23 protein-coding genes are annotated in these 21,634 nt (G+C 68.5%); 9 read left to right on the top strand and 14 right to left on the bottom strand.

Annotated elements, in window-relative coordinates:
- Nucleotides 1–10: 10 nt before the first annotated feature.
- The 5 genes from MRBLWO13_RS01160 to sigJ form a co-directional block, all read right to left on the bottom strand.
- Nucleotides 11–1,267, bottom strand: a complete 1,257-nt coding sequence (locus tag MRBLWO13_RS01160; protein WP_341975930.1) for a beta-ketoacyl-[acyl-carrier-protein] synthase family protein — start codon at nucleotides 1,265–1,267, stop codon at nucleotides 11–13.
- A complete protein-coding gene (locus MRBLWO13_RS01155; protein WP_341975929.1) occupies nucleotides 1,264–2,754 on the bottom strand; it encodes a long-chain fatty acid--CoA ligase in 1,491 nt (496 codons plus the stop codon). Before MRBLWO13_RS01155 ends, MRBLWO13_RS01160 begins: the two co-directional genes overlap by 4 nt.
- Nucleotides 2,755–2,844: 90 nt before the next feature.
- On the bottom strand, nucleotides 2,845–3,942 hold the full coding sequence (locus MRBLWO13_RS01150) for a serine hydrolase domain-containing protein (protein WP_341975928.1): 1,098 nt from the start codon (nucleotides 3,940–3,942) through the stop codon (nucleotides 2,845–2,847).
- A gap of 91 nt (nucleotides 3,943–4,033) precedes the next feature.
- Entirely contained in the window at nucleotides 4,034–4,390 is a 357-nt protein-coding gene (locus MRBLWO13_RS01145; RefSeq protein ID WP_341975927.1) for a DoxX family protein, read from the bottom strand.
- Nucleotides 4,391–4,421: 31 nt separating this feature from the next.
- A complete protein-coding gene (sigJ, locus tag MRBLWO13_RS01140) occupies nucleotides 4,422–5,369 on the bottom strand; it encodes an RNA polymerase sigma factor SigJ (protein WP_341975925.1) in 948 nt (315 codons plus the stop codon).
- Nucleotides 5,370–5,520: 151 nt separating this feature from the next.
- Between sigJ and MRBLWO13_RS01135 the strand changes: the two genes are divergently transcribed.
- Nucleotides 5,521–6,876: an FAD-binding oxidoreductase gene (locus MRBLWO13_RS01135; protein WP_341975924.1), complete on the top strand. Its 1,356-nt coding sequence runs from the start codon at nucleotides 5,521–5,523 to the stop codon at nucleotides 6,874–6,876.
- An 80-nt stretch (nucleotides 6,877–6,956) separates the two neighbouring features.
- On the opposite strand, the gene MRBLWO13_RS01130 is transcribed toward MRBLWO13_RS01135, so the two are convergent.
- Entirely contained in the window at nucleotides 6,957–7,499 is a 543-nt protein-coding gene (locus MRBLWO13_RS01130) for a small multidrug efflux protein (protein WP_341975923.1), read from the bottom strand.
- 154 nt (nucleotides 7,500–7,653) lie between these two features.
- Between MRBLWO13_RS01130 and MRBLWO13_RS01125 the strand changes: the two genes are divergently transcribed.
- The 4 genes from MRBLWO13_RS01125 to thrC all read left to right on the top strand — a co-directional run bounded on the left by MRBLWO13_RS01125 (nucleotide 7,654) and on the right by thrC (nucleotide 11,966).
- Nucleotides 7,654–8,853: a histidine kinase gene (locus MRBLWO13_RS01125; RefSeq protein WP_341975922.1), complete on the top strand. Its 1,200-nt coding sequence runs from the start codon at nucleotides 7,654–7,656 to the stop codon at nucleotides 8,851–8,853.
- On the top strand, nucleotides 8,850–9,452 hold the full coding sequence (locus tag MRBLWO13_RS01120) for a response regulator transcription factor (RefSeq protein WP_341975921.1): 603 nt from the start codon (nucleotides 8,850–8,852) through the stop codon (nucleotides 9,450–9,452). The genes MRBLWO13_RS01125 and MRBLWO13_RS01120 overlap by 4 nt, the downstream gene beginning before the upstream one ends.
- Nucleotides 9,453–9,673: 221 nt before the next feature.
- On the top strand, nucleotides 9,674–10,444 hold the full coding sequence (erm, locus tag MRBLWO13_RS01115; protein ID WP_341975920.1) for a 23S ribosomal RNA methyltransferase Erm: 771 nt from the start codon (nucleotides 9,674–9,676) through the stop codon (nucleotides 10,442–10,444).
- Between the two features lie 118 nt (nucleotides 10,445–10,562).
- A complete protein-coding gene (thrC, locus tag MRBLWO13_RS01110) occupies nucleotides 10,563–11,966 on the top strand; it encodes a threonine synthase (RefSeq protein WP_341975919.1) in 1,404 nt (467 codons plus the stop codon).
- Between the two features lie 12 nt (nucleotides 11,967–11,978).
- Here thrC and MRBLWO13_RS01105 read toward each other — a convergent pair whose 3' ends face one another.
- The 3 genes from MRBLWO13_RS01105 to MRBLWO13_RS01095 all read right to left on the bottom strand — a co-directional run bounded on the left by MRBLWO13_RS01105 (nucleotide 11,979) and on the right by MRBLWO13_RS01095 (nucleotide 13,758).
- Nucleotides 11,979–12,377 (bottom strand): DUF1801 domain-containing protein, encoded by a 399-nt coding sequence (locus MRBLWO13_RS01105; RefSeq protein WP_341975917.1) that lies wholly within the window; start codon nucleotides 12,375–12,377, stop codon nucleotides 11,979–11,981.
- A gap of 57 nt (nucleotides 12,378–12,434) precedes the next feature.
- The gene (locus tag MRBLWO13_RS01100; RefSeq protein WP_341975916.1) at nucleotides 12,435–12,848 is read right to left on the bottom strand and encodes a VOC family protein; all 414 of its coding nucleotides are present in this window, start codon (nucleotides 12,846–12,848) and stop codon (nucleotides 12,435–12,437) included.
- 97 nt (nucleotides 12,849–12,945) lie between these two features.
- The gene (locus tag MRBLWO13_RS01095) at nucleotides 12,946–13,758 is read right to left on the bottom strand and encodes an acyl-CoA thioester hydrolase/BAAT C-terminal domain-containing protein (protein WP_341975915.1); all 813 of its coding nucleotides are present in this window, start codon (nucleotides 13,756–13,758) and stop codon (nucleotides 12,946–12,948) included.
- A gap of 69 nt (nucleotides 13,759–13,827) precedes the next feature.
- Here MRBLWO13_RS01095 and MRBLWO13_RS01090 point away from each other — a divergent pair, with 69 nt between their 5' ends.
- On the top strand, nucleotides 13,828–15,183 hold the full coding sequence (locus MRBLWO13_RS01090) for a M20/M25/M40 family metallo-hydrolase (RefSeq protein ID WP_341975914.1): 1,356 nt from the start codon (nucleotides 13,828–13,830) through the stop codon (nucleotides 15,181–15,183).
- Nucleotides 15,184–15,248: 65 nt separating this feature from the next.
- The gene (locus tag MRBLWO13_RS01085; protein WP_341975913.1) at nucleotides 15,249–16,709 is read left to right on the top strand and encodes an MFS transporter; all 1,461 of its coding nucleotides are present in this window, start codon (nucleotides 15,249–15,251) and stop codon (nucleotides 16,707–16,709) included.
- A 10-nt stretch (nucleotides 16,710–16,719) separates the two neighbouring features.
- On the opposite strand, the gene MRBLWO13_RS01080 is transcribed toward MRBLWO13_RS01085, so the two are convergent.
- The 5 genes from MRBLWO13_RS01080 to MRBLWO13_RS01060 all read right to left on the bottom strand — a co-directional run bounded on the left by MRBLWO13_RS01080 (nucleotide 16,720) and on the right by MRBLWO13_RS01060 (nucleotide 19,693).
- A complete protein-coding gene (locus tag MRBLWO13_RS01080) occupies nucleotides 16,720–17,124 on the bottom strand; it encodes a VOC family protein (RefSeq protein ID WP_341975912.1) in 405 nt (134 codons plus the stop codon).
- Between the two features lie 38 nt (nucleotides 17,125–17,162).
- The gene (locus MRBLWO13_RS01075) at nucleotides 17,163–17,576 is read right to left on the bottom strand and encodes a VOC family protein (RefSeq protein ID WP_341975911.1); all 414 of its coding nucleotides are present in this window, start codon (nucleotides 17,574–17,576) and stop codon (nucleotides 17,163–17,165) included.
- A gap of 60 nt (nucleotides 17,577–17,636) precedes the next feature.
- Nucleotides 17,637–17,840 (bottom strand): hypothetical protein, encoded by a 204-nt coding sequence (locus MRBLWO13_RS01070; protein ID WP_341975910.1) that lies wholly within the window; start codon nucleotides 17,838–17,840, stop codon nucleotides 17,637–17,639.
- A 44-nt stretch (nucleotides 17,841–17,884) separates the two neighbouring features.
- The gene (locus tag MRBLWO13_RS01065; RefSeq protein WP_341975909.1) at nucleotides 17,885–18,835 is read right to left on the bottom strand and encodes a DNA-3-methyladenine glycosylase 2 family protein; all 951 of its coding nucleotides are present in this window, start codon (nucleotides 18,833–18,835) and stop codon (nucleotides 17,885–17,887) included.
- Between the two features lie 156 nt (nucleotides 18,836–18,991).
- Nucleotides 18,992–19,693 carry a winged helix-turn-helix domain-containing protein gene (locus MRBLWO13_RS01060; protein WP_341975908.1) on the bottom strand — a complete coding sequence of 234 codons (702 nt, stop codon included), beginning with the start codon at nucleotides 19,691–19,693 and terminating at the stop codon, nucleotides 18,992–18,994.
- Nucleotides 19,694–20,024: 331 nt separating this feature from the next.
- Between MRBLWO13_RS01060 and MRBLWO13_RS01055 the strand changes: the two genes are divergently transcribed.
- Together MRBLWO13_RS01055 and MRBLWO13_RS01050 are read left to right on the top strand one after the other, a co-directional pair.
- Nucleotides 20,025–20,333, top strand: coding sequence for an N-acetyltransferase (locus MRBLWO13_RS01055; RefSeq protein ID WP_341975907.1), 309 nt, complete (start codon nucleotides 20,025–20,027; stop codon nucleotides 20,331–20,333).
- Nucleotides 20,334–20,437: 104 nt separating this feature from the next.
- Complete coding sequence (locus MRBLWO13_RS01050) at nucleotides 20,438–21,607, top strand: exonuclease SbcCD subunit D (protein WP_341975906.1); 1,170 nt, start codon at nucleotides 20,438–20,440, stop codon at nucleotides 21,605–21,607.
- Nucleotides 21,608–21,634 lie beyond the last annotated feature (27 nt).

Here is a 21,634-nt window from a genome sequence, read left to right as displayed (position 1 = left end):
GGCTCGCGGGTCACCGGCTGGTGAACAGCAGCGCCGCGTTGTGCCCGCTGAATCCGAAGGAGTTCGAGAGCACCGTCTCGACCGCGACCGCCTGAGGGCGGTCGCGGACGAAGACCCAATCGTCGAACTCGGGATCGGTGAGGTTGAGCGTCGGCGGGAGCGTCTGATCGCGGAGGGTCAGCACCGCGAGGATGGCTTCGATGACTCCGGAGGCTCCGAGCAGGTGACCGGTCGACGATTTCGTGGCCGTGAGCGGAACGCGGTGCGCGCGCTCGCCGAGTGCGTGGGCGAGCGCCGCGATCTCGGCGCGATCTCCGAGGGGAGTCCCCGTTCCGTGCGTGTTCACGTGATCGACCTGCGCGGCGGAGGTGTGCGCGTCGGCGAGGCAGGCACGGATCGCCGCGGCCGCCCCCTGCCCATCGGGATGCGGGGCGGTGGGGTGGTGGGCGTCCGTCGTCTCACCGAATCCGGCGACGGTGGCCTGCGGCACGGCGCCCCGGCGGACTGCGGTGTCGGCGGCTTCGAGAAGGACGGCTCCCACGCCCTGCGCCATCACGAATCCGGAACGGGACCGATCGAACGGGCGCGATGCGGATGACGGGTCGTCGGCGTACCCGGTGGCCAGTGCGCGGAGGTTGGTGTTCGCGGCGAGGTGCACGGAGTTCAGGCAGTCCTCCATGCCGACGACGAGCACGGCGTCCGCATAACCGTGCCGGATGCGCCGCAACCCTTCGCCGATTCCGACTGCCCCGCTGGCACAGGCCGCGGTGACAGCGTGCGTCGCGCCGCGGAACCCGTATCGCTGACTCAGGATTCCGGCCGCAGCGTCGGCTGTTCCGAAGACGACCAGGCCTGGCGGGACTTTTCGCGGTCCGCCGGCCTCGAAGGCGGATCCGGCCCGCAGCATCGCATCGACCGGCCCGGATCCGGTCGCAACGATGATGGAGACGCGATACGGCTCCCAGGGTGATGCGCCACGGGACCGATCCCAGCCGGCATCCGTCAGCGCCTCATCGGCGGCCGTGATCGCCCACCGCTGCACGGGGCTGAGGTGACGCGCGAGGGAGGCGGGCAGATCCGGCGGCTCCGGGAACCCTGCGATGACGCCGCCGACGCTGACCGCCATCCCCGTGGTCAGGCTGTCGGGGAGGACGCTCATTCCACTGCGCCCTTCGACAACCGAGTTCCAGAGTGCGGCCGCCGTCGTTCCACTGGCGGTGACGGCGCCGACACCGGTGACGACCACCTCGCGGTGTGACGCGATCACAGGCGCGTCGCTCCGGTTCCGGAGAGGACGAGCTGCACAGTCGCTCCTCGGCGGACCTTGCCTCCGCCGGTGCGGGGAAGGCTCGGAACGGCGTGCCAGCGTCGAGGCACTGACGCTGACGGCAGCTGCGAGGCCGCCCACTCCCGGAGGACTCGCTTCGACGGCAGATCGTCGCCCTCGAGGACGAGGCCGACGACGGAGCCCAGGCTTGGATGGGGGAGCGCGATCGCGCAGACCACGCCGACCCCCGGCATCCCGTCGAAGGCGCGCTCCACCTCGGCCAGAGCGACCTTGTGCCCTCCGGTCGCGACGACCTCGCCCCGCCGCCCCGCGAACACGAACATGCGGCCGTCAAGGGAACCTTGGTCATGGACGGTCGCCCAGCCCTCGGCATCCGACAACTCCGCATCCGTGGTGTGCGGCAGGTACTGGGTGGTGCAGGACCCTGATCGGACCCAGAGTGTTCCGAGCTCGCCCGGCTCGAGTGCGTGCCCGGCATCGTCGCGAACGAGAGCCTCGACGCGCGGATACAACTGGATGCGGGTGCCGTCGCCGTCGCGGCTGTCGCCGATGAATCCGAGTTCGCCCGCCCCGTAATAGCTGACCAGGCGAGCCTGAGGCATCTCATTGGTGCCCCGGGCGCGCGTCGCCGAGGAGAGCGCCGCGCCGCCGGTGATGATCAGGCGGAGTCCTTCGAAACGCGCCGGGGAACGGTGAGCGGCATCGGCGAGAGCATGCAGCGCCGAGGGCACGGTCACCAGCCGTGTGACGTTCTCCTCGCGGGCGCGACCGGTCAACCACAACTCATCGAGCCGGTCTGCCACATGCACGCGCCCACCGGTGGCGAGCCCCTCGAACAGGGCGTACAGGGTGAGGCTGTACGACAGGGGTCCGGGTGCGAACGTCGCCACTCCGGGGTGCGCGCCGAGGAACTCGCGGGATACCGCGACGTTCGCGAGGTATTGCGCCCGGGTCTTCAGAAACGCCTTCGGAGTGCCGGTCGTTCCCGAGGAGAACAGCATCAGGAACGGGGCATCGTCATCTTTCGCCGAATCCATCATCGACGCGCCCTCGCCGGGCGTGCTGCCGGCGGATGCAAGGTGATCGAGATCGGAGGCGGGGATGATGGTTCCGCCCCAGCCCGCGGCCCGCAGAGCGTCAGGCAGACCGGGCACATCGGTGAGCAGGATCTGCGTTCTCGTGTTCCGGATCATCTGGATCTGCAGTGCCTGGGGCCACTGAGGATCAACGACGGTGAGAATCGTCGACCCGGCCTCGAGACCCACCACCAGCCGTGCCGTCACGAACGCCGAGCGCACACAGATCCCGACCACGGGCAGGTCTGTCGACACCGGCAGGGCGCGCACGCAACCGTCGATGAATGCCGCGATCCCGCGCGCATCCTGCGCCAGTTCGGCGTAGGTCAGGTGCGCGCCGTCGCCGACGATCGCGACGCGGTCAGGATCGACGGTCGCGACGCGGTGCACGGATGACGAAACAGGCGTGATCGGCTTCTCTCTGGGGCGGCTCGGAATGACCCAGCCCAGTGTACTGAACGGTGTTCAGGTGAGGTGTCGTCACTGCGTGTCGCTGAACAGCCCCATGATCCGCTCGCCCATCTCGACCTGGGTCAGCACGATCTGAAAAGAGCCGTCGGGGTCGACGAAGAAATCCGTACCCTGGCCGCCTGACCACCCGTACCGTCCGGCGTGCTCTCCCGCGGTGCGCACCGCGACCCCGAATCCCCATCCGGTGCCGTTCCAGAACCCGGGGAAGAAGCTGTCGTCCGCCTTGGCCCCCGCGGGGACCTGGTCGGTGTGCAACTGCTCCAGGAGAGCGGGCTCCAGGAAGGCTTTCCCCTGGTGCTGTCCGCCGCCGGCGAGCATGCGGGCGAACGCCGCGTAGTCGGAAGCCGTGGACACCAGTTCGGCATGACTGAGGTCGAACGGGGCCGGCGCGACATAGAACCCGCCGGCCGCCGGTTCGGTCTGCGTCAGTCCGGCCGTCTCGTCGTGGCGGTACGCGGTGGGTAGCCGGTGCGCCTTCTCGAGCGGGACGGTGTAGCCCGAGTCCACCATGCCGAGCGGACGGAAGAGGTCGTCGGTCAGGTGCTGCTCGAGCGACCCTTCGACCACGCGCGACAGGAGGATGCCGAGGATTCCGAACGAATGGTGATAGCGCCAGGCGGTGCCCGGCTGGAACGCGAGCGGCAGGTCGGCGAGGGCATCGAGCCACTCCTGCGCTCCCAACTCGACCGGTTCCTGTCCAGCCTCGGTGCGATTCGCGATCATGGCTTCACGCAGGGGGCTGGGGGCCGTCGTCATGCCGTAACCCGATGTGTTCGTCAGAAGGTGGCGCACCGTGATCGGCGTGCTCATCGGCACGGTGTCATCGAGAGCTGCCTCGGGAGAGCGCAGTACCTGCCGGTCGGCCAACTCTGGCAGCCACGTCTCCACCGGGTCATCCAGGTTCAGGCGACCGGACTGCACGAGACGCAACGTCGCGACCGCGGTCACGGGCTTGGTCATCGATTGGATGCGCACGATGGCATCGCGTGACATGTCGCCCACGCTGATGATCTCGACCTCTCCGTCGGGGGAGCCGGTCGCAGCGACGGCTCCGGGCATGGTGCCGTCTGCGACGTGCGTGGTCAGGATCTGCAGGAGTGCGCTCATCATTCCTCGATTCGCTCTGAGATCCCCATCCTGCCACTGGGTCGTGGAGAGGTCTTCGAAGAAGCAGGAGGGTGCCGGCGCATCGAGAGGATCATGCGCCGACAGCCCGAAACGTGGCGACGGCGAGCGCCGCGCAGGCGAGCGCGAACATCGTCGCCCAGGGAATCAGGCGGAAATCACGCACCCGAAAGTGGGCGCCCAGCGCGACGAGATAGTAGATCACGAAGCCTGCGGCCGCCGCGATGCCGAGGGAGGGCACCGCGAGTCCCACCACCAGCCCGAGACTCCCGGCGCCGAGCATGGTGCCGAAAACGGGGAGGAGCGAGTGCGGGATGCGCATCTGATCGGCTTGGGACTTCGGATAGTCGTGTCCGATGAGGTTCAAGACGGCGATGGCGCCGTTGAGAGCCGCGGTGAGAAGGGTGATGGCGAGTCCGAGGATGAACACGTATTGCTCCGTTCGTTGAGGATGCTTCACCTCACGGACGAGACAGCAGAGCGATACGTGACACTCGGATCGGATTTCCGTGGCGCACGTGCGTCAGCTTCGCGGGGTTGCTCACGACGTGCAGCATCTCGATCACTCCGTCCCGCAGGTGCAGCGTCGCTGCGAGCACCGGGCCGGATGCCGTGAGCACGATTCCCGGACCGCCGTTCAGCGGCGCGATGAACGGTCGGGTTCCCTCGGGTGCCTGCCGCGTGAGCTTGAGGATCGCGCGGGCGACGGCCTCGCGTCCGATGATCGGCTTGCGCGGCGCGTAGGTTCGTCCGCCGCCGTCGCTGATCATCGTGACGCCGGGTGCCAGCACGGCCATGAGCGCCTCAAGATCTCCGCCGACGCAGGCCGCGAGGAACCGCTCCGTCGCGACCCGGCGCGTCTCGATATCCGTGTCATATCGCCGCCGGCGAGCAGCAACGGCGTTCCGCGCGCGATGCGCGATCTGCCGGACGGCGGGCTCTTGCCGGTCGACGAATTCCGCGATCTCGGCATAGGAGTAGCCGAACGCCTCCCGCAGCACGAAGACAGCGCGCTCGATCGGGGTCAGGGCTTCCAGCACGAGAAGGACGGCGGTCGAGACGGAGTCGGCGAGTTCGACCCGGTCTGCCACATCGGGCGTGGTGCGGATCGGTTCGGGGAGCCACGGACCGACGTATGCCTCCCGCCGGGCGCGAGCACTGCGCAGCTGGTCGATCGCAAGCCGGGTGGTGATGCGCACCAGGTAGCCCTCCGGGTCGAGGATGCCGGCCGGGTCGACGCCGCTCCACCGCAGCCAGGCGTCCTGCACCACGTCCTGGGCGTCGACCATGCTTCCCAGTACCCGGTAGGCGACTGCCTCCAGCAGTCCGCGATGTTCGGCGAATGACGCGATCGAATCCGGTCCGGCGATCGACGGGGGTGTCGAGATCTCACGGTCGACGTCGGTCATGATTCATCCTTGCATCGGAGTGTGCGTCACGTGACCTGTCCGCCGTGAACTCGGCGGGCAGACACCGATTTCTCGGATCCGGTCACATTCCGATCGCTCTCATCGTCTTCTTCATGACTCGCCATTTCGGCGGGCATCCGAAGGAGACATCATGCTTGCCGAGATCGACACCCAGCTCGCCGAATTCACCGGCGCGATCATCACTCCCGATTCGGCGGAGTACTCGGCCGCTGCCCGTACGCCGATGGCGTCGGCCGCACCGGTCCTCGTCCTCCGTCCTGCCGACACCGCCGACGTCGCCCGCGCGGTCCGCTTCGCGGCGGCATCCGATCTTCCGCTCGCCGTGCGCGGTGGCGGTCACTCGGCTGCCGGATTCAGCACGGTCGATGGCGGAATCGTCATCGACCTGCGTTCCCTCGACGCCGTGGAGGTGCTCCCGGATCGCCGGGTGCGCGTCGGCGGTGGCGCGCTCTGGCGGCAGGTGGTCGAGGCCCTCGCTCCGCACGGCCTCGTGATCTCGTCGGGCGACACCGCAGACGTCGGCGTCGGCGGGCTGACCCTCTCCGGCGGGATCGGCTGGATGGTGCGTCGAGACGGGCTCACCCTGGATCACCTCCGTGCCGTCGAACTGGTCACGGCCTCTGGCGACGTGCTCGTGGTGGATGCCGAGCACCACGCCGAGCTGTTCTGGGCGCTGCGCGGTGGGGGTGGAGCGTACGGCGTCGTCACCGCGTTCGAGTTCGAGGCGCAGGCGACTCGAACGGTCGAGTTCGCCGCCCTGACCTTCTCATCCGACCAGGCAGAGCGGATCGTCACCGGATGGGCCGCCCACATGCGGCACGCGCCGCACGCGATCGGATCGACCGTCGTGCTGGCGAACCCGCTCGCCGGCGGGAAGGAGGCTCCCATCGTCGTCACGATGGTGCGCTCCGACGAGGGTGATCTCGTCGAGTCCGTCGACGCGCTGCGCGCGATCGCCGCTCCGCTGTCGGTGGACGCACGCCGTCGCACCTACGCCGAGATCCTGCACCCGGGAGCGGAACTGCCGCTCGGGCTGCGCGCCGTGGTCCGCAACGGATTCGTCGCTCCGGACGCCGCGGATGCCGCTGCCCTCGCCGTCGCCCGGATCGCCGGGGAGTCGCAGCCGTCAGCGATCGTCCTGCACAGTCTCGGCGGCGCGTTCGCCGAGGTCCCGGCCGACGCCACAGCCTTCGCCCACCGCTACGCCGAGCTCATGGTCACGACCTTCGCGGTCGGTCCGGATGCGGCGGTCGGTGGCATCCACGCGCGAATGACCGAAGTGTGGCGCGACCTCGAGCCGCACGTTGCAGGTGCGTACGCGAACTCGCTCGACGGGTCATCGGCGGATGCCGTGGCCTCGATCTATCCGGAGGGCACGCGCGAGCGCCTGGCAGCGGTCAAAGCCGCGTACGACTCCGCCGACCTGTTCTCGCGCAACTTCGGAGCGCGTCCTGCCTCCACCGGCGCCGAGCGTGGGCAGGATTGAACGATGATCACTGTGCTGGAGACGCGAAACCTGGGCTGATTGACCGCACGGTCTCTCAGCCCAGGCTGCATGGTCACAACTCAGTGGATCGCGTACACCGCGCTGCCGATGATCGCCGTGATGACGGTCGTCCAGCCGATGATCGCGATGGCCTGCCAGATCAGGATGCGGACCTTGCCGACGCCGGCCGCGGCGAGCATGGTCGCGGTGAACTGCGTCGGCAGCAGGAGCGGGCCGAGCAGGCTCACACCGGGAACGCCGTAACGCACGAGCGCCCGCTGGAACTTCTCCTTGCGTGCCGTCTTGCGGCCGGAGTCGCCGACGATGTCGTCGTCGAGCGGCATCGTGCCACCGGCCGGCACGAGTTCGCGAGACCGGTCGCGTCGGGTGACGATGGCCTGTCGGGCACCGGAACTGAGCAGCACGAGGACAGCGACACAGAGGAAGTTTCCGGCGATCGCAGCGATGGCGGCGATCACCGGGTGGATGCCGCCGATGATCCCGATGGCGGCGGCGCCTTCGCCTTCGATGAAGGGGACAGCGCCGGCCAGGGCGACGATCAGCGGCTGCACGAGCTCGGGCACCTGTGCCACGAGGTTCTGGAAGGTTTCGATGAGGTTCACGGTGGCTCCTGGTCTCCGGGCGATCGGTGTGTCCGTCGCGATGAGTCCAGTTCATCGGCATTCGCCTCGGCGCGGCAGTGCCGGGCTGTCACCTCTTCGCGTGCGCAACACCTGCCGGATCCCTGACAAGTGTCATGCCTCTATCGTGGTTCGAATGAGCACGAAGTCCCTCGCCGCAGGCGCAGAGCCCGGGCCCGGCGCCCAGCAGCTGGCCCGCGGGATCACCGCGACGTGGTGGTACACCGCGAGCGCCGTGATGTTCTTCGAGGTGTTTCTGGTGCTGGTGTGGACCGCGATCGCGTTCGCGGTGACGCCGGGAAGTGCCATCGCGCTCATCGTCGGAATCGGCGGCCTGCTCTGGTGCGCATCGACGGTGCCGGTGATCGCCGCCTACCGACACCGCATCGACGCTGAGCCAGGGGTTCGATGGGTCCCGCTGGCGGTGCCGGCGGGCGTTTCTTTGGCGTTCGGCATCACAGCAGGCACCATCACAGACAGCTGGCTGCTCGGAATCATGCCCGTCGCGCAGTTCCTCGTTCTGCTGAACTGGCCGAGGGGTGTTCGGCTCCGCCTCGTCATCGCGGTGACTCTCGTGCTCGTCGGCGCGGCCTTCGTCGATGCGTCCTCGGGTGGCCCGGCGTACGACGAGGCCTGGACGCTCCCCGTCGTCTACACGCTCATCCTGCCGGCGATGACGGTGAGCTCGCTGTGGTGGTGGGATGTGTTGATCACACTCGATCGGGCTCGCGCCTCCGAGGCGCGACTCGCCGCGACGCAGGAGCGTCTGCGCGTGGCGACCGACGTCCACGACCTGCAGGGGCACCACCTCCAGGTGATCGCGCTGCAGCTGGAGCTCGCCGAACGACTCATGCCGCGCGACCCGGAAGCAGGGATGGAGCAACTCCGTGCGGCGCGGGCGAGCGTCGACGAAGCGCGGCAGGGCACGCGCGACCTCGCGATGCGGTTCCGTTCGGTGCCGCTGAGCGACGAGCTCGCCAACGCCCGCGATCTGCTGCGGGCGGCCGGGCTCGATGTCGAGACGGCGATCGCGGCGGATGCCGATCAGGCACCGGCATCCGATCTCGGCCCCGTCATCCGCGAGACGACGACGAACGTGATCCGGCACGGCGGCGGAAAGCGCGCACGGCTCGTGCTCGCGCGGGAAGCGGATGCCTGGCGCTATGAGATCTCAAACGACGTCGTTCCAGGCATCGAGCCCGGGCGTGAGGGCTCAGGACTCGAGGGCGTCGGGCGCCGGATCGCCGAGGCCGAGGGCGCGCTGGAGGTGCACCGCGGCGAAGACGAGTTCACGGTTGTCGTGACGGTGCCGGCACGACAGGGAGAAGCACGATGATCCGGGTTCTGCTCGCCGACGACGAGGGGATGATCCGCTCTGCGCTCGCCGCTCTCCTCCGTCTCGAAGACGACATCGAGGTCGTCGCCGAATGTGAGAACGGCGAGCAGGCGGTCGCCGAGGCGCTGCGACTGCTGCCGGATGTGTGCCTGCTCGACCTGGAGATGCCCGGACTCGACGGCGTCGAGGTCGCCGAGCGCCTGAACCGCGCCATCGCGACACGGTGCGTGGTGGTCACCCGCCACGCGCGACCGGGAATCCTGCGCAGGGCGCTGGCCTCGGGCGTCGCCGGGTTCCTCCCGAAGTCCCGCGGCGCCGACGAGGTCGCGGCGATCATCCGCCGCGTTGCTGCGGGCGGACGCTATGTCGACCCGGAGATCGCAGCGGATGCGCTGAGCGACGAGCGCTCCCCGCTCACCGACCGAGAGCTCGATGTGCTGCGCGCCGGACGCCGGGGAGAGACCACGAGTCAGATCGCCCGAAGCTTGTCCCTGGCGCCCGGCACCGTGCGCAACCACATCTCCGCGGTGCTCGCCAAACTCGCCGTCGGCACCCGTCAGCAGGCGGTCCTCCTTGCGGAGGAACGCGGCTGGATCTGACGCTGCGCGGATATCGTAGGCTGGTCCGATGGGAACAATAAACAGCGCGCTGGTGACGGCGCCTTCCTTCACGTTCCGCGACCGCCGCGCCTGACGGCGCGCTCGCTCGTCGTACGCGCCGTCCTCCGAGATGCCATCTGCACCTCGGGACGGGCAGCTTCTCCGCGCTCTCGCGCGTTCCCTCCCTCGAGGTGCTCCGATTCTTCTTCTGGAGCGCACTCATGCCTCGTTCTCTTCATGGCGGCCGACACGAACTCGGCCAGAACTTCCTCACCCACCGGCCGACGCTCGGCCGTCTCACGTCTCTTGTCGCGCACACCTCGGGTTCGATCCTCGAACTCGGCGCGGGCGACGGCGCCCTCACCCGCTCGCTCGCCGAGCTGGGCAGGCCCCTCACCGCGATCGACATCGATGAGCATCGAGTCCGGCGCCTTCGGAAGGCGCTACCCGCGGTGCGGGTGGAAGCGGCGGATGCCACTCGCTACCCGCTCGACGCCGAGGTCGTCGTCGGCAACATCCCGTTCCACCTCACGACGCCGATTCTTCGTCGCCTCCTCTCCTCGGAGGGATGGAGGCACGCAGTTCTGCTGACGCAGTGGGAGGTCGCTCGAAAGCGCGCAGGCGTGGGCGGCGGCACGATGATGACCGCGCAGTCGGCGCCCTGGTTCGACTTCGAGTTGCAGGGACGGGTACCGGCGTGGGGCTTCTCGCCGCAGCCCAGCGTCGACGGCGGCGTGCTCACGGTCCGCCGACGCGCGACCGCCCTCATCCCGCGATCGGAGCGTCGGGCGTATGAGGCATTCATCGGTGCGGTGTTCACGGGCCGCGGGGCCAGTCTGGCGGTGGTCGTCGCACGCGCTGCGCGCGTCGATGTCGTGTCCGCACGGCAGGCACTCGCGCACGCAGGTATCTCCCCCCGTGTTCTCCCGCGGGATCTCCAGGGGGAGCAGTGGTCGAGTCTGTGGCGGCACCTCAAACGGTCACGCGGTTAGGCGCCACGGTGTGCGCATCGGATGCCCGTTGCGCACACCGGCCCGCTTCGTCACCCCGTCGTCGCACCTGCGAGAATGGAACCCGCGTCACTCGCCGATTCCGACCCGAGGAGCCACCGTGCAGTTCATTTCCACCCGAGGTGGCATGGAGCCGCTGCCGTACAGCGACACGCTGCTCGAGGGCCTGGCGCCCGACGGCGGCCTGGCGGTCCCGGAGGAGATGCCGCAGGTCGACGCCGCAACGCTGGAGAGCTGGCGCGGTCTGAGCTACCCGGAGCTTGCCACCGAGGTGCTCGGCCTGTTCGCGACCGACATCCCGCGCGACGACCTCGCCATGATGTGCGCCGACGCGTACGCGGACTTCCCGGAGGCCGTCGTCCCGCTGCGATCGATCGGCGAGGGAATCACGCTGGTCGGACTGTCCGAGGGGCCGACGCTGGCGTTCAAGGACATGGCGATGCAGTTCCTCGGCCAGGTGCTGGAGTACGCGCTGGAGCAGCGGGACAGTGTCTTGAACATCGTCGGCGCCACCTCCGGAGACACCGGCTCGGCCGCCGAGCACGCGCTGCGCGGCAAGGCAAGGGTCTCCGTTTTCATGCTGTCGCCGCAGGGGCGGATGAGCAGTTTCCAGCGTGCACAGATGTTCTCGATCGATGACGAGAATGTGCACAACATCGCCGTCGAGGGCGTGTTCGACGATTGCCAGAACCTCGTCAAGAGCCTCGCCGGTGACCTGGAGTTCAAGCGAGCGCAGCACCTCGGCGCCGTCAACTCGATCAACCTCGCTCGGATCACCGCGCAGATCGTCTACTACTTCTGGGCCTGGTTGCGGGCGACGGATGCCGACGGACCCGTCGAGGTCTCGTTCACGGTGCCGTCCGGCAATTTCGGCAACATCCTCTCCGGCTTCTTCGCCAAGCAGATGGGGCTGCCGATCCGCCGTCTCGTCCTCGCGGCGAACGAGAACAACGTGCTGGACGAGTTCTTCCGCACCGGTATCTACCGGCCTCGTGCCGCAGCGCAGACGCTCGCGACCTCCAGCCCGTCGATGGACATCTCCAAAGCCTCGAACCTCGAACGCTTCATCTTCGACCTCGTCGACCGCGACCCGCGGCGCGTGGTGACGGCGTGGCGCGAGCTCGACGAGCAGGGGCATTTCGACCTCTCGGCAGAGCAGCCGCGCTTCGAAGCCGAGTTCGGCATCGTCAGCGGTACGTCGACGCACGCCGACCGTCTGGCGACGATCCGGTCCGTCTACGAGGCGTCGGGCGAGATCATCGACCCGCACACCGCAGACGGCGTGAAAGTCGCCCGTTCGTATCTGGAGGACGGCGTCCCGATGCTCGTCCTCGAGACCGCGAAGCCGCAGAAGTTCGCCGAGACGATCCACGAGGCGATCGGCATCGAGCTCGAGTTCTCACCCGAATTGCGTCAGATGCTGGATGCTCCGCAGCGCGTCGCCGAGATGCCGGACGACGAGCCGGCACTGCGCTCGTACATCACGAAGAACGCGCTGCACTGACGGCGTCCCGAGTCAGAACTCGGTGCGCTTGACCAAGCCGCGATTCGTGCGGATGTGCTCGTAGTCCCACTGGATGCTCCGGGCCGCGGTCAGCCAGCGGGCCACCGCATCTCGGTCGACCTCTGACGCGTCGACGTAGCGCGCATCGGCCGCCTTGAACGTGCCCTCCGGTGTAAGCCCGGGCTCGTCGAAGGACTGACCGCTCCAGAACAGCAGACGCACGGCGTCCTTGAGGCGGCTGTATCCGACGATCGGGTTCCCGTCGAGGAACCAGACCGGATGCGCGTGCCAGACCTTGCCGGTGGCATCCGGCAGCTCGCGTTCGATCTCCGTGGCGAGAAGCTCGCAGATTTCGCGATCACCCGGGCGGAGAGCCTGGTGGTAGTCGTCGATCTCGATCGCGCGCGTCATGCCTCGAGTATGGCCCGGACCCCCGCGGCGGGCCATACCCGATGTTCGGTGGCGGGGTCATTCCTCGGGGTCGCCGTGGATCATCCACGGGACGCCGAAGCGGTCGACGAGCATCCCGAAGGTTCCACCCCACGGCGGCGTATCGAGCGGCATCGTGATCGTCGCGCCGTCGGCGAGCCTGTCCCACACAGCCTGAGCCTGCTCTTCGGAGTTGCCGCTCAACGACACCGAGAATCCCTGCGGTTTCTCGTACGGCATGCCGCTGGGGGAGTCGGACGCCATCAGAACGAGGCCGTCCGGCGTCGTGAGCTGGGCGTGCATGATGAGGTCCTTCTCGCTCGGGTCCTGCACCATGTCGGGGAACTCCCCGAATACGTTGACCTCGAGCTCGCCGCCGAGGACGCTCTGATAGAACTCCATCGCCTCGCGCGCTTCGGTTCGGAACGACAGATACGGGTTGAGATTTGCCATGGTTGCTCCTTGGGAGAAGAGAGATGTCTCGGCCGGCCCCGCTTGCGGGAACAGTCTGCGCCGAGCATCCGACATCCGCAAGAGCCGTGTGCGGGCGCTACCGGAGGGCGTCGAGCACCCGCGGCCACACCCGGTTGCCGAGCGCCCGATCGGATTCATCGTCGCCGCCGCGCCGCATCGACATCCCGCCGGCGGCGACCGTTTCGCCGGGGAGGAGGAGTCGATGTCCTGCGTCAGGAGCGGAGAACAGCTCGGTCGGCAGACCATGGTCCGAGCGACGTTTCACGATCGCCGCAGCGAACTCCGCGCTCGGCCACACCCGATCATCGCCTCCGGCCGTGAGGATCACCGGCGCGGCGATGCGTTCGACTGGAATCGTGGCCGCTTCAGTGGCGGCGGTGTCGCGGTGCAGACTCGTCTCGTACAGGCTGAGGTACTCGGGCGGATCGTGGCGCGGCATCCACTCCTCGTCGAAAGGGACCCAGGGCAGTGCTCGCCCGTCGAGCGTCCAATGCGATGACCAGCGTCCGTCCTGGACGCCGCCCCATGCCACGCTCGACGGCGATGCGGCGACGACCGCATGCACCGGTCTCAGAGTCGCCGTGAGCAGTGCCGCCTCGGCGCCGAACGACGTGCCGAAGATGCTCACGTGATCGCACTCCGCGCGCAAGGAGTCGAGCTCGTCGATGAAGAGTTCGAGCGGAACCTCGTGCGGCACGGCGCGCTGGCCGGCGCCACCGAACCAGCGGATCGCGCGGACGCGAATGCCGTGCGCGGCGAGGAGGTCGGCGCGCTCCTGCTCGATGCGACCGCTCGACCCGGCGAACAGCAGCACCCCGCCGCCGGACGGGGTCGTGGGAAATGCGTCATGCCGGTCGACATCGGACACCTGGGAGAACGGGACGGGCATGCTTCGATGCTAGGCGGCAGGCCGGACGGCAGGGGAGTGCGCGGATGCCGACGGCGATATCCTGGCGCGATGTCGACAGAGAGCGCCTCCGCCCATCTCCCACGGCCCGGCATCGCCGAGCGCCTCTCGCAGATGATCCAGCTGCCGACAGTGTCGGCCGAACTCGCGGAACGCGGATCCGGACCTTTCGAGGAGTTCGTCGCCCTGATCGCCGAGCTCTACCCGCTCACCCACGAGAGGCTGACACTCGAACGCCACACCGACTTCGGGCTGCTCTTCCGCTGGGAAGGGCGGCGGGCAGCATCCGACGGTCCGCTCGTCCTGATGGCGCACTACGACGTGGTCCCGGTCGATGAGAGCGACGATTGGACCTACCCGCCGTTCGACGGGGTGATCGCGGACGGGTCGGTGTTCGGGCGCGGAACGCTCGACGACAAGGGACCGCTGATCGTGATCCTCGAGGCGGTCGAGAACCTGCTCTCCTCGGGCTTCGTTCCCGCCAGGGATGTCTACCTGTCATTCGGCGGCAACGAGGAGACCTTCGGCGGTGCTGCGATCGCGATCGCCGACGTCCTGCGGCGGCGCGATCTCATCCCGTGGCTGGTGATCGACGAAGGCGGTGCTGTCGTCGACGCGCCTCTCCCGTTCGTGCCGGGACGGGCTGCGATGATCGGCGTCGGCGAGAAGGGCGTGATGACGTTGCAGTTCTCCGCGCGCGGAGAAGGCGGCCATGCCTCCGCCCCACCGCAGGTCACCGCCGTGCGGCGGATCGCGCGCGCCGTCGACCGGCTGGGTCCGTCCACCTTCCGACCCCGCGTCCCCCGGGCGATCTCACGGATGCTGTCGCAGCTCGCCGCCCAGACCCCCGGCCCGGCGCGCTATGCCCTGCGAGCGCTCGCCGCCGCTCCGCTGGTGACCGCCCGGGTCTTCACCGGTCTGGGTGGTGAGGCAGCCGCGCTCGTTCGCACGACCGTTGCGGCCACGATGCAGTCGGGTGGCACCGCGGCCAACGTGCTTCCGTCGCAGGCATCGGCGACTGTCAATCTGCGGATCGCCCTCGGCGAGACGACGCAGCAGACGGTGCTGCGCGTTCGCCGGCGCATCCGCGACCCGCTCGTCACCGTCGAGGTGCTCGAGGCGAGCGAGCCCTCGCCGGAATCGCCGACCGACAACCCGCAGTTCGGCCTGCTCGTCGAGGCGTTGGCTGAGGCATATCCGCGCGTCACGCCCGTGCCCTACGTGATGATGGCCGCAACCGATTCACGTCACTTCCATCGGTTCTCTCCCGCCGTCTACCGCTTCGCGCCTCTGGAGATGTCGAATGCGCAGCGGGCGTCGATCCATGGCGTCGACGAGAGCGTCGAGATCACGAGCCTGGAGCGGGGTGAGCTGTTCCACCGGTCGTTGATCGAGCGGCTAGGGTGATCTCACCGCGCGGTGGCTGCTGAGCCCGTCGAGACGTGGCGGGCCGAGAAGAAGCAGGAGCCGCGATGACGCGCACGGGAACACTGGGCACTCTTGCGGTCGTCGTCGGGTTCCTGGCATTCGTGGAATTCACCAGCGGCGTGCTGCAGGGCTACTACACGCCCATGCTCTCGGACATCGCCCGGCACCTCGGCATCCACGACGCCGACGTCAACTGGCTCGAAGGGGCGCAGCTGATGCTCTCCGCCCTCGTCGTCCCTGCCTTCGCGAAGCTCGGCGACATGGTCGGCCACAAGCGGATGCTGTTGATCTCGACAGCCCTCACCGCCGCCGCGGCACTCGTTCTGCCGTTCACCGATTCCTTCGAGGTGTTCCTCGCGGCGTGGGCGCTGATGGGCTTCTACGTCGTCTGGCTGCCGCTGGAGATCGCACTGATCTGGTCGCGTTCGCGGCGGATGGAAGGGCGTTCCGGGATCACCGCGAAGGCGGCCGGACTGCTGGTCGCCGCGCTCGAGGGCGGGGCGATCATCGGGGCCCTCGCGGGCGGCGCGCTCATCGACGTGCTGCCGCTGACCGTCGTGCTGCTGGTTCCTGCGATCCTCATCGTCCTCTGCTTCTTCGTGATCCTCTTCGGTGTGAAGGAGTCACCGGAACCCACCGGGGGTGTGTTCGACACCGTCGGTCTGGTGCTGATCTCGCTCGCGCTGATCTGTTTCACCGGAGGGCTCAGCCTTCTTCGCCTCGACGGTGGTCTCGTGAACCCGTGGTCCTGGGCCGTCGTCGCTCTCGGCCTCCTGCTGATCGTCCCGTTCGCCCTGTGGGAGCTGCGGCACGACGATCCTCTGATCGATGTGCGCATGTTCCGCTCGCCCGCCCTCGGACCGGTGTTCCTCACGGCCGGGCTGTTCGGAGTGAGCGTGCTCGGTGCGCAGGCCCCGCTGTCGACCTTCGCCCGCACCGATCCGGCGATCTACGGCTACGGCCTCGGCACCACCGGATTCGCGACGTCGCTCATCATCGGCATCTACCTCATCGGGATGATCACCGGTGCGCTGCTGTTCCCCACCGTCGCGAGGTGGACATCGCCACGGGTGACACTGATGGGGGCATCCGTGCTGGTCGGCATCGGCTTCCTCGCATTCCTCCCGTTCCATCACAGCTACGCCCAGGTGATCATCAACATGGTGGTCGTCGGCCTCGGCTCCGGTGCGCTGGTGGCGGCGCTGCCCGCGGCGGCAGCATCCGCAGCGCCGGCGACGCAGACGGGTGTCGCGACGGGCTTGACGAACTCGGTGAAGACGGTCGGCGGCGCCGTGGCGTCGTGCATCTTCGGAATCGCACTGCTGCACGGTGTCACGGGAGCCGCTGGTTCGGCCGAGGGAACAGCCGGGTCGCTGAGCGGCTACTTCACCGTGTGGATCGTCTGCGGTGTGACGGCGCTGGCTGCCGCAGTGCTGCTGGTCTTCGTGCCGAAGCAGGCCTTCACCGATCGCCGCGCCGAGGCCGAGGTCGCGGAGGCGCGCTGATCGTCAGGCGTCAGTCCCACCCCTTCGGGTTGTGCATGAACTCCAGACGGATGCCGTTCGCATCCTCGACGAACGCCGCGTAGTAGCGCTCGCTGAAACGCGGATACTCCTTCGGGCCGCGCACCTCCGTCCACCCCGCGGCGATCGCGATGTCGTGCAGTCGATCGACCTCCTCGCGGGAGTCGACGGCGTACGCGAGATGCTGCCAGCCGACGCGGCCGTGCTCATGTGGCCCGGTATCCTCATCGCGCGCCGGGTACAGCAGGATCTCCGGCTCGCCGTTCTTGCGCCAGTACGCCAAGTCCTCCGCATCGTGCGCTCGGTCGTAGCCGAGAGCCTCCAGCACCGGGTTGAACTGCGCGGATGCCTGCGGGACGGAGTCGACGGTGATGCCGAGATGATCGAAGGTCGCCATGACATCCAGTCTGGTCGATGCCGCCGACACCGCGACTTTCAGCCCGCGGAGGCCTCCCGCGGCGGGTTGTGCATGAACTCGAGACGGATGCCGTTGTCATCCTCGACGAAGGAGGCGTAGTACCGGTCGTTGAACCGCGGGTAGAGCTTGGGCTCGCGCACCACGGCCCAGCCGGCATCCGTGGCGATCCGGTGCAGGCGATCGACCTCGTCGCGGGAGTCGACGGCGAACGCGAGGTGCTGCCATCCGACCCTGCCGTGGACGTGCGGGCCGGTGCCCTCTTCGCGGGGCGCGAAGATGATGATCTCGGTGTCGTCGCCGCGGTTCCACGAGATCCCATGCTCCGCCTCGACCCCGCAGACGTAGCCGAGCGCCTCGAGGACCGGGTGGAACTGTTCACGTCCGCGGTCGATGTCATCGACGGTGATGCCGAGGTGATCGAGAAGAGCCATGCGGCCAGTCTTACGGCTGGCCCGACGCGGGGCAAATGAGCGCGTGCGCCTGCAGGCGGATCAGAGCTCGATGCCGTGATCTTCGTCGTTGACCCCGGTGTTGCGCCCGCGGCGGGACTCGAAGCCGAGGAACCACACCAGCCAGACGATCGCGGCGAGCAGCACGCCGAGCCAGACGTTCTGCAGGATCAGGCCCACCACGACGCCGACGACGAGCAGTCCGATCGTGCCGATCAGGCGGATGCCGGTGCGAGGGGTGTTCATCGCCCCAGCATAGTCAGCGCGGCATCCGTCGCTGCGGCGCGGACTCAGCGGTCGCGGTGGTCCTCGGGCGCCAGGCGCGGTCCCCGTCGGGGTTCCCGGATGCCGCTGCGGAGGATCAGGCGGATGACGCGCTGGCGCTGTCCGGTCCAGGGTGCCAGGAGCTCGAGCATTCCGTCGTCATCGACGCGTCGTCCGGTGAGCGCGAAGCCGACCTCGTGAGCCAGATGGAAGTCGCCGACGCTCACCGCATCCGGATCGCCGAGCGCACGGATGCGTGTCTCCGCCGCGGTCCACACCCCGACGCCCGGCAGGCTCGTGAGCACGCGATCGCGGTCTTCGGGAGTTGCGGCGGCGTGCAGTGCCCTGGCGATGCTCTCTCCTCGTGCCGCGGCGCGGACGATCGTCTTCGACTGCGGCGGCTCCACGCCGGCGCGATGCCACGACCACGACGGGATGCGGTGCCAGTCGGCGGGGGCGGGCGGCGCGAACATCGGCCGCGGCGTCGGGCCAGGAGCGCGAATGCCGAAGCGTGAGACGAGGGAGCGCCAGGCACCGAACGCCTGCATCGCGGTGACTTTCTGCTCGAGGATCGAGCTGGCCAGCGCGTCGAACACCTGGTCGGTGCGGGTGAGTCGCAGGCCGGGATTGCGCCGCGCGGCTTCGGCGATCACCGGATGCCGGGACGCGTCGAGGGGCGCAGGATCATCGGCGCTGCCGCACAGCCGCGGCACGGTTTCGAGGGCGGAGTCCGCGCCGGCGCCCCATGCCGTCGCTCGGATCTCGCCGGACACCGAACGCAGTGCGATCGTCGCTGCGCCATCCGGCGTGCGCATCGCGCGCCAGATCACCGAGCCGTCGACCACCAGGGTCGGATCGGTGCCGCCGCGGCGAAGCACCGCGACAGTGGCGCCCAGATCGACGGCGTGTGCCGGACGGTAGGTCGTCTCCAGCGGGACGCCGGCGTCGGCCTGCTCCGTGCCCGCTGTCAACGTCATGCGCCCACCCTACGTGCCAGGCCTGACACCGATGTGTGCGTTCATGATTCAGGAGAAGTCCGCCGATTCGGGCGGAGATCGACCGGAATCACGTCGACGACGCCCGATTCTCCTGAGTTATGAACTGGGGATCGGCGGAACGAGGGCGAAGGGGACTCAGAACCGGTCGGGCGAAGGGGTGCCGTGGCCGTAGCGGATCACGACGTCGGCGTGCCGGTCGAAGCGGTAGCCGATGCCGCGGACGGTGCGAACGATGTCCTCGTAGCGACCGAGCTTGGCCCGCAGGCGACGGACGTGCACGTCGATGGTGCGCTCGCCGGGGGTCTCGTCGTCCTGCGCCTGCCACAGAGCCGAGACGAGTTCGGTGCGCTCGATCGTGCGCCCCTCGCGGAGTACCAGGTACTGAAGGAGTTCGAACTCCTTGTACGTGAAGGCAGCCGACTCGCCGTCGATGAGCACGCGCTTGCGCGAGATGTCGACGGTCACGCCGCCCTCGGTGCTGGCGGCCTCTTCTTCTGCCGCTGCCTTCGTGCGGGCGATCGCTCCGGGCTCCTGCAGGGCGAGGCGTACGAGATCGAGGTCGCGGCCACCCGAGCCGTGCGGGGCAAGAGCGACGGTGGCGTGGGTCTCGGCGCCGGGCGCGAGCTCTGCGAGCGTGCGACGGAGCGCATCGACGAGGACGGGAAGGCTGACGCCGGCCTCGGCTGCCTTGATCTCGTCGAGGCCGACGTAGAGGGCGAAGCCGCGAGGGGAGCGGGCGGCCGGAAGATCGGCCGCTGCCGGCTGCTCCTGCTGAGCCCGGACGGTGCGGATCGGGGCGGTGACGGCGGGACGCTCGAGGAGTGCGATGTTCGACATGATGATGAAGTCCTTAGGGACAGTGAGCCGATGCGGCTCTGATGCGTTGCATGAATGACCGGGCGAGCCGGGAAGCGAGCAAAAGGGTGGATGCTCGTGGACTCAGTCGTCGCAGATCGCGAAAAACCGGGTCGTGCGGGGTGGCTGTTCGTTCAGCGACACATTCGGCAACACATGCCAACGCGACCGGGCATCATCATCCCGGCAGTCCTGTTCGCCTCCTGGGCGGACAAAGGGCTTGCGTTGGTGGTCATGGGAGGAAGTATGTCGGATGATGTCGCTCCGTGTCAAAACACGCCATTCGTGCAGACCCCGGCGTAATCTGGTGACGGTGACCGGTTCCACGATCGTCGACGGCTTCATCCTCACCGATGAGAAGGATGCTTCGCGTTACACGCTCATGCGCGACGGAGTGCTGGTGAGCGTGCTCGACTACCGCGATGACGGACGTACGATCGCCCTCACCCGAGCGTTCACGATCCCGAGTTTCCGCGGCCACGGCCATGCAGCACGGGTCGTAGCCGGGGCTGTCGCCGATATCGAGCAGCGCGGCGACCGGAGGGTCGAACCCGTCTGCTGGTACGTCGCCGACTGGTTCGCTGCGCACCCGGAGCACGCCAGGCTTCTCCGCCGCACCTGAGCTCTCTGCTGTGTGACGCCGTGTTACGACGTCCGTCATCTTCGTCCTGCCTCGTTGCGGCACGCCTGAGGGGCAATGTCCGTCCCCCTTCGTAGCGTGTGAGTATGCGAATCCTGCACACCTCCGACTGGCACATCGGCCGCACCTTCCATGGCAACTCGACCATGGGCGCGCTGGCCGAGGTTCTGGCCGCGTTGACGGCGCAGGTTCGCGAGTACGCCGTCGACGTGGTCATCGTCGCCGGAGACGTCTTCGACTCCGCCACGCCAGCCGGCGAGGCGTACACCCTTCTCGGCGACACGCTCGTGTCTCTCCACGAGACCGGTGCCAGGGTCATCGTCACCAGCGGCAACCATGATTCGGCGGCGCGCCTCGGCTTCCAGGCCCGGCTGCTCCGCGACGGCATCCACGTCCTCACCGATCCGCTCGCCATCGGCACACCGATCACGGTGACGGATGCCGATGGTCCGGTGCAGTTCTTCGGCATTCCGTATCTGGAGCCCGCGATCGTGCGCCAGCACTGGCCGGCCGGCGATTCGGAAGGGCGCCCCCTGCGCACCCAGGCTCAGACGATGGCGCACGCGATGGATCTGGTGCGCACGGCGATGTCCACCTACCCGGGCCGCTCGGTCGCGATCGCGCACTGCTTCGCCGCCGGCGTCGATGCCACCGTCGGTCTCGAACGCGAAGTACGGCAGGGCGGGCTCGACGTCGTGCCGCTGAGCGTGTTCGACGGCCCCGACTACGTCGCCCTCGGGCACATCCACGGGCGGCAGCAGGTGAGTGAGCGGGTGCGCTACGCGGGCGCGCCGCTGCACTACAGCTTCGGTGAGCAGCACAAGGAACGCGGGTCCTGGCTCGTCGAGCTCGACGCGGCGGGTCTCGCCGCCGTCGAGTGGGTGCCGCTCCCCGTGCCGCGAGGTCTCGTCACTCTGACCGGCGCTCTCGATGAGATCCTCTCGTCCGGCAACGTTGCGGCCCACGCCGGGGAATGGGTCTGCGCGATCTACACCGATGCGCTGCCGCAGCGCGAGCCGATGCGACGACTTCGCGAGCGATACCCGTACTGCGCCATGGTGCAGCACCAGCCGAGCTCCGACGTCGTGGCCGACGAACGTTCCTATTCGCAGCGGCTTCGCGCCGCAGCGACCGATACCGACCGCATCGAGGCCTTCCTCGAGCATGTCCGCGCAGGGCAGGGGCCGACCGAGCGCGAGGGTGAACTCATCCGCGAAGTGCTCGACGACCGGGTGCGTGCGGAGGCGCTCGTTTGATCCGGAGTCTCGTTGTGATCGGGAGCA

This window comes from Microbacterium sp. LWO13-1.2, assembly GCF_038397725.1.
Classification (GTDB): domain Bacteria; phylum Actinomycetota; class Actinomycetes; order Actinomycetales; family Microbacteriaceae; genus Microbacterium.
The sequence above is the reverse complement of the archived record's forward strand: the minus strand, read 5'-3'. Positions and strand labels throughout refer to the sequence as shown.

Bases quoted from the DNA above. Each gene is read 5' to 3' on its own strand.
- MRBLWO13_RS01150 (WP_341975928.1), bottom strand. From the start codon at position 3,942: ATGAGCGCACTCCTGCAGATCCTGACCACGCACGTCGCAGACGGCACC.
- sigJ (WP_341975925.1), bottom strand. From the start codon at position 5,369: ATGACCGACGTCGACCGTGAGATCTCGACACCCCCGTCGATCGCCGGA.
- MRBLWO13_RS01135 (WP_341975924.1), top strand. From the start codon at position 5,521: ATGCTTGCCGAGATCGACACCCAGCTCGCCGAATTCACCGGCGCGATC.
- MRBLWO13_RS01125 (WP_341975922.1), top strand. From the start codon at position 7,654: ATGAGCACGAAGTCCCTCGCCGCAGGCGCAGAGCCCGGGCCCGGCGCC.
- MRBLWO13_RS01120 (WP_341975921.1), top strand. From the start codon at position 8,850: ATGATCCGGGTTCTGCTCGCCGACGACGAGGGGATGATCCGCTCTGCG.
- erm (WP_341975920.1), top strand. From the start codon at position 9,674: ATGCCTCGTTCTCTTCATGGCGGCCGACACGAACTCGGCCAGAACTTC.
- MRBLWO13_RS01105 (WP_341975917.1), bottom strand. From the start codon at position 12,377: ATGACGCGCGCGATCGAGATCGACGACTACCACCAGGCTCTCCGCCCG.
- MRBLWO13_RS01100 (WP_341975916.1), bottom strand. From the start codon at position 12,848: ATGGCAAATCTCAACCCGTATCTGTCGTTCCGAACCGAAGCGCGCGAG.
- MRBLWO13_RS01095 (WP_341975915.1), bottom strand. From the start codon at position 13,758: ATGCCCGTCCCGTTCTCCCAGGTGTCCGATGTCGACCGGCATGACGCA.
- MRBLWO13_RS01090 (WP_341975914.1), top strand. From the start codon at position 13,828: ATGTCGACAGAGAGCGCCTCCGCCCATCTCCCACGGCCCGGCATCGCC.
- MRBLWO13_RS01085 (WP_341975913.1), top strand. From the start codon at position 15,249: ATGACGCGCACGGGAACACTGGGCACTCTTGCGGTCGTCGTCGGGTTC.
- MRBLWO13_RS01080 (WP_341975912.1), bottom strand. From the start codon at position 17,124: ATGGCGACCTTCGATCATCTCGGCATCACCGTCGACTCCGTCCCGCAG.
- MRBLWO13_RS01075 (WP_341975911.1), bottom strand. From the start codon at position 17,576: ATGGCTCTTCTCGATCACCTCGGCATCACCGTCGATGACATCGACCGC.
- MRBLWO13_RS01070 (WP_341975910.1), bottom strand. From the start codon at position 17,840: ATGAACACCCCTCGCACCGGCATCCGCCTGATCGGCACGATCGGACTG.
- MRBLWO13_RS01065 (WP_341975909.1), bottom strand. From the start codon at position 18,835: ATGACGTTGACAGCGGGCACGGAGCAGGCCGACGCCGGCGTCCCGCTG.
- MRBLWO13_RS01060 (WP_341975908.1), bottom strand. From the start codon at position 19,693: ATGTCGAACATCGCACTCCTCGAGCGTCCCGCCGTCACCGCCCCGATC.
- MRBLWO13_RS01050 (WP_341975906.1), top strand. From the start codon at position 20,438: ATGCGAATCCTGCACACCTCCGACTGGCACATCGGCCGCACCTTCCAT.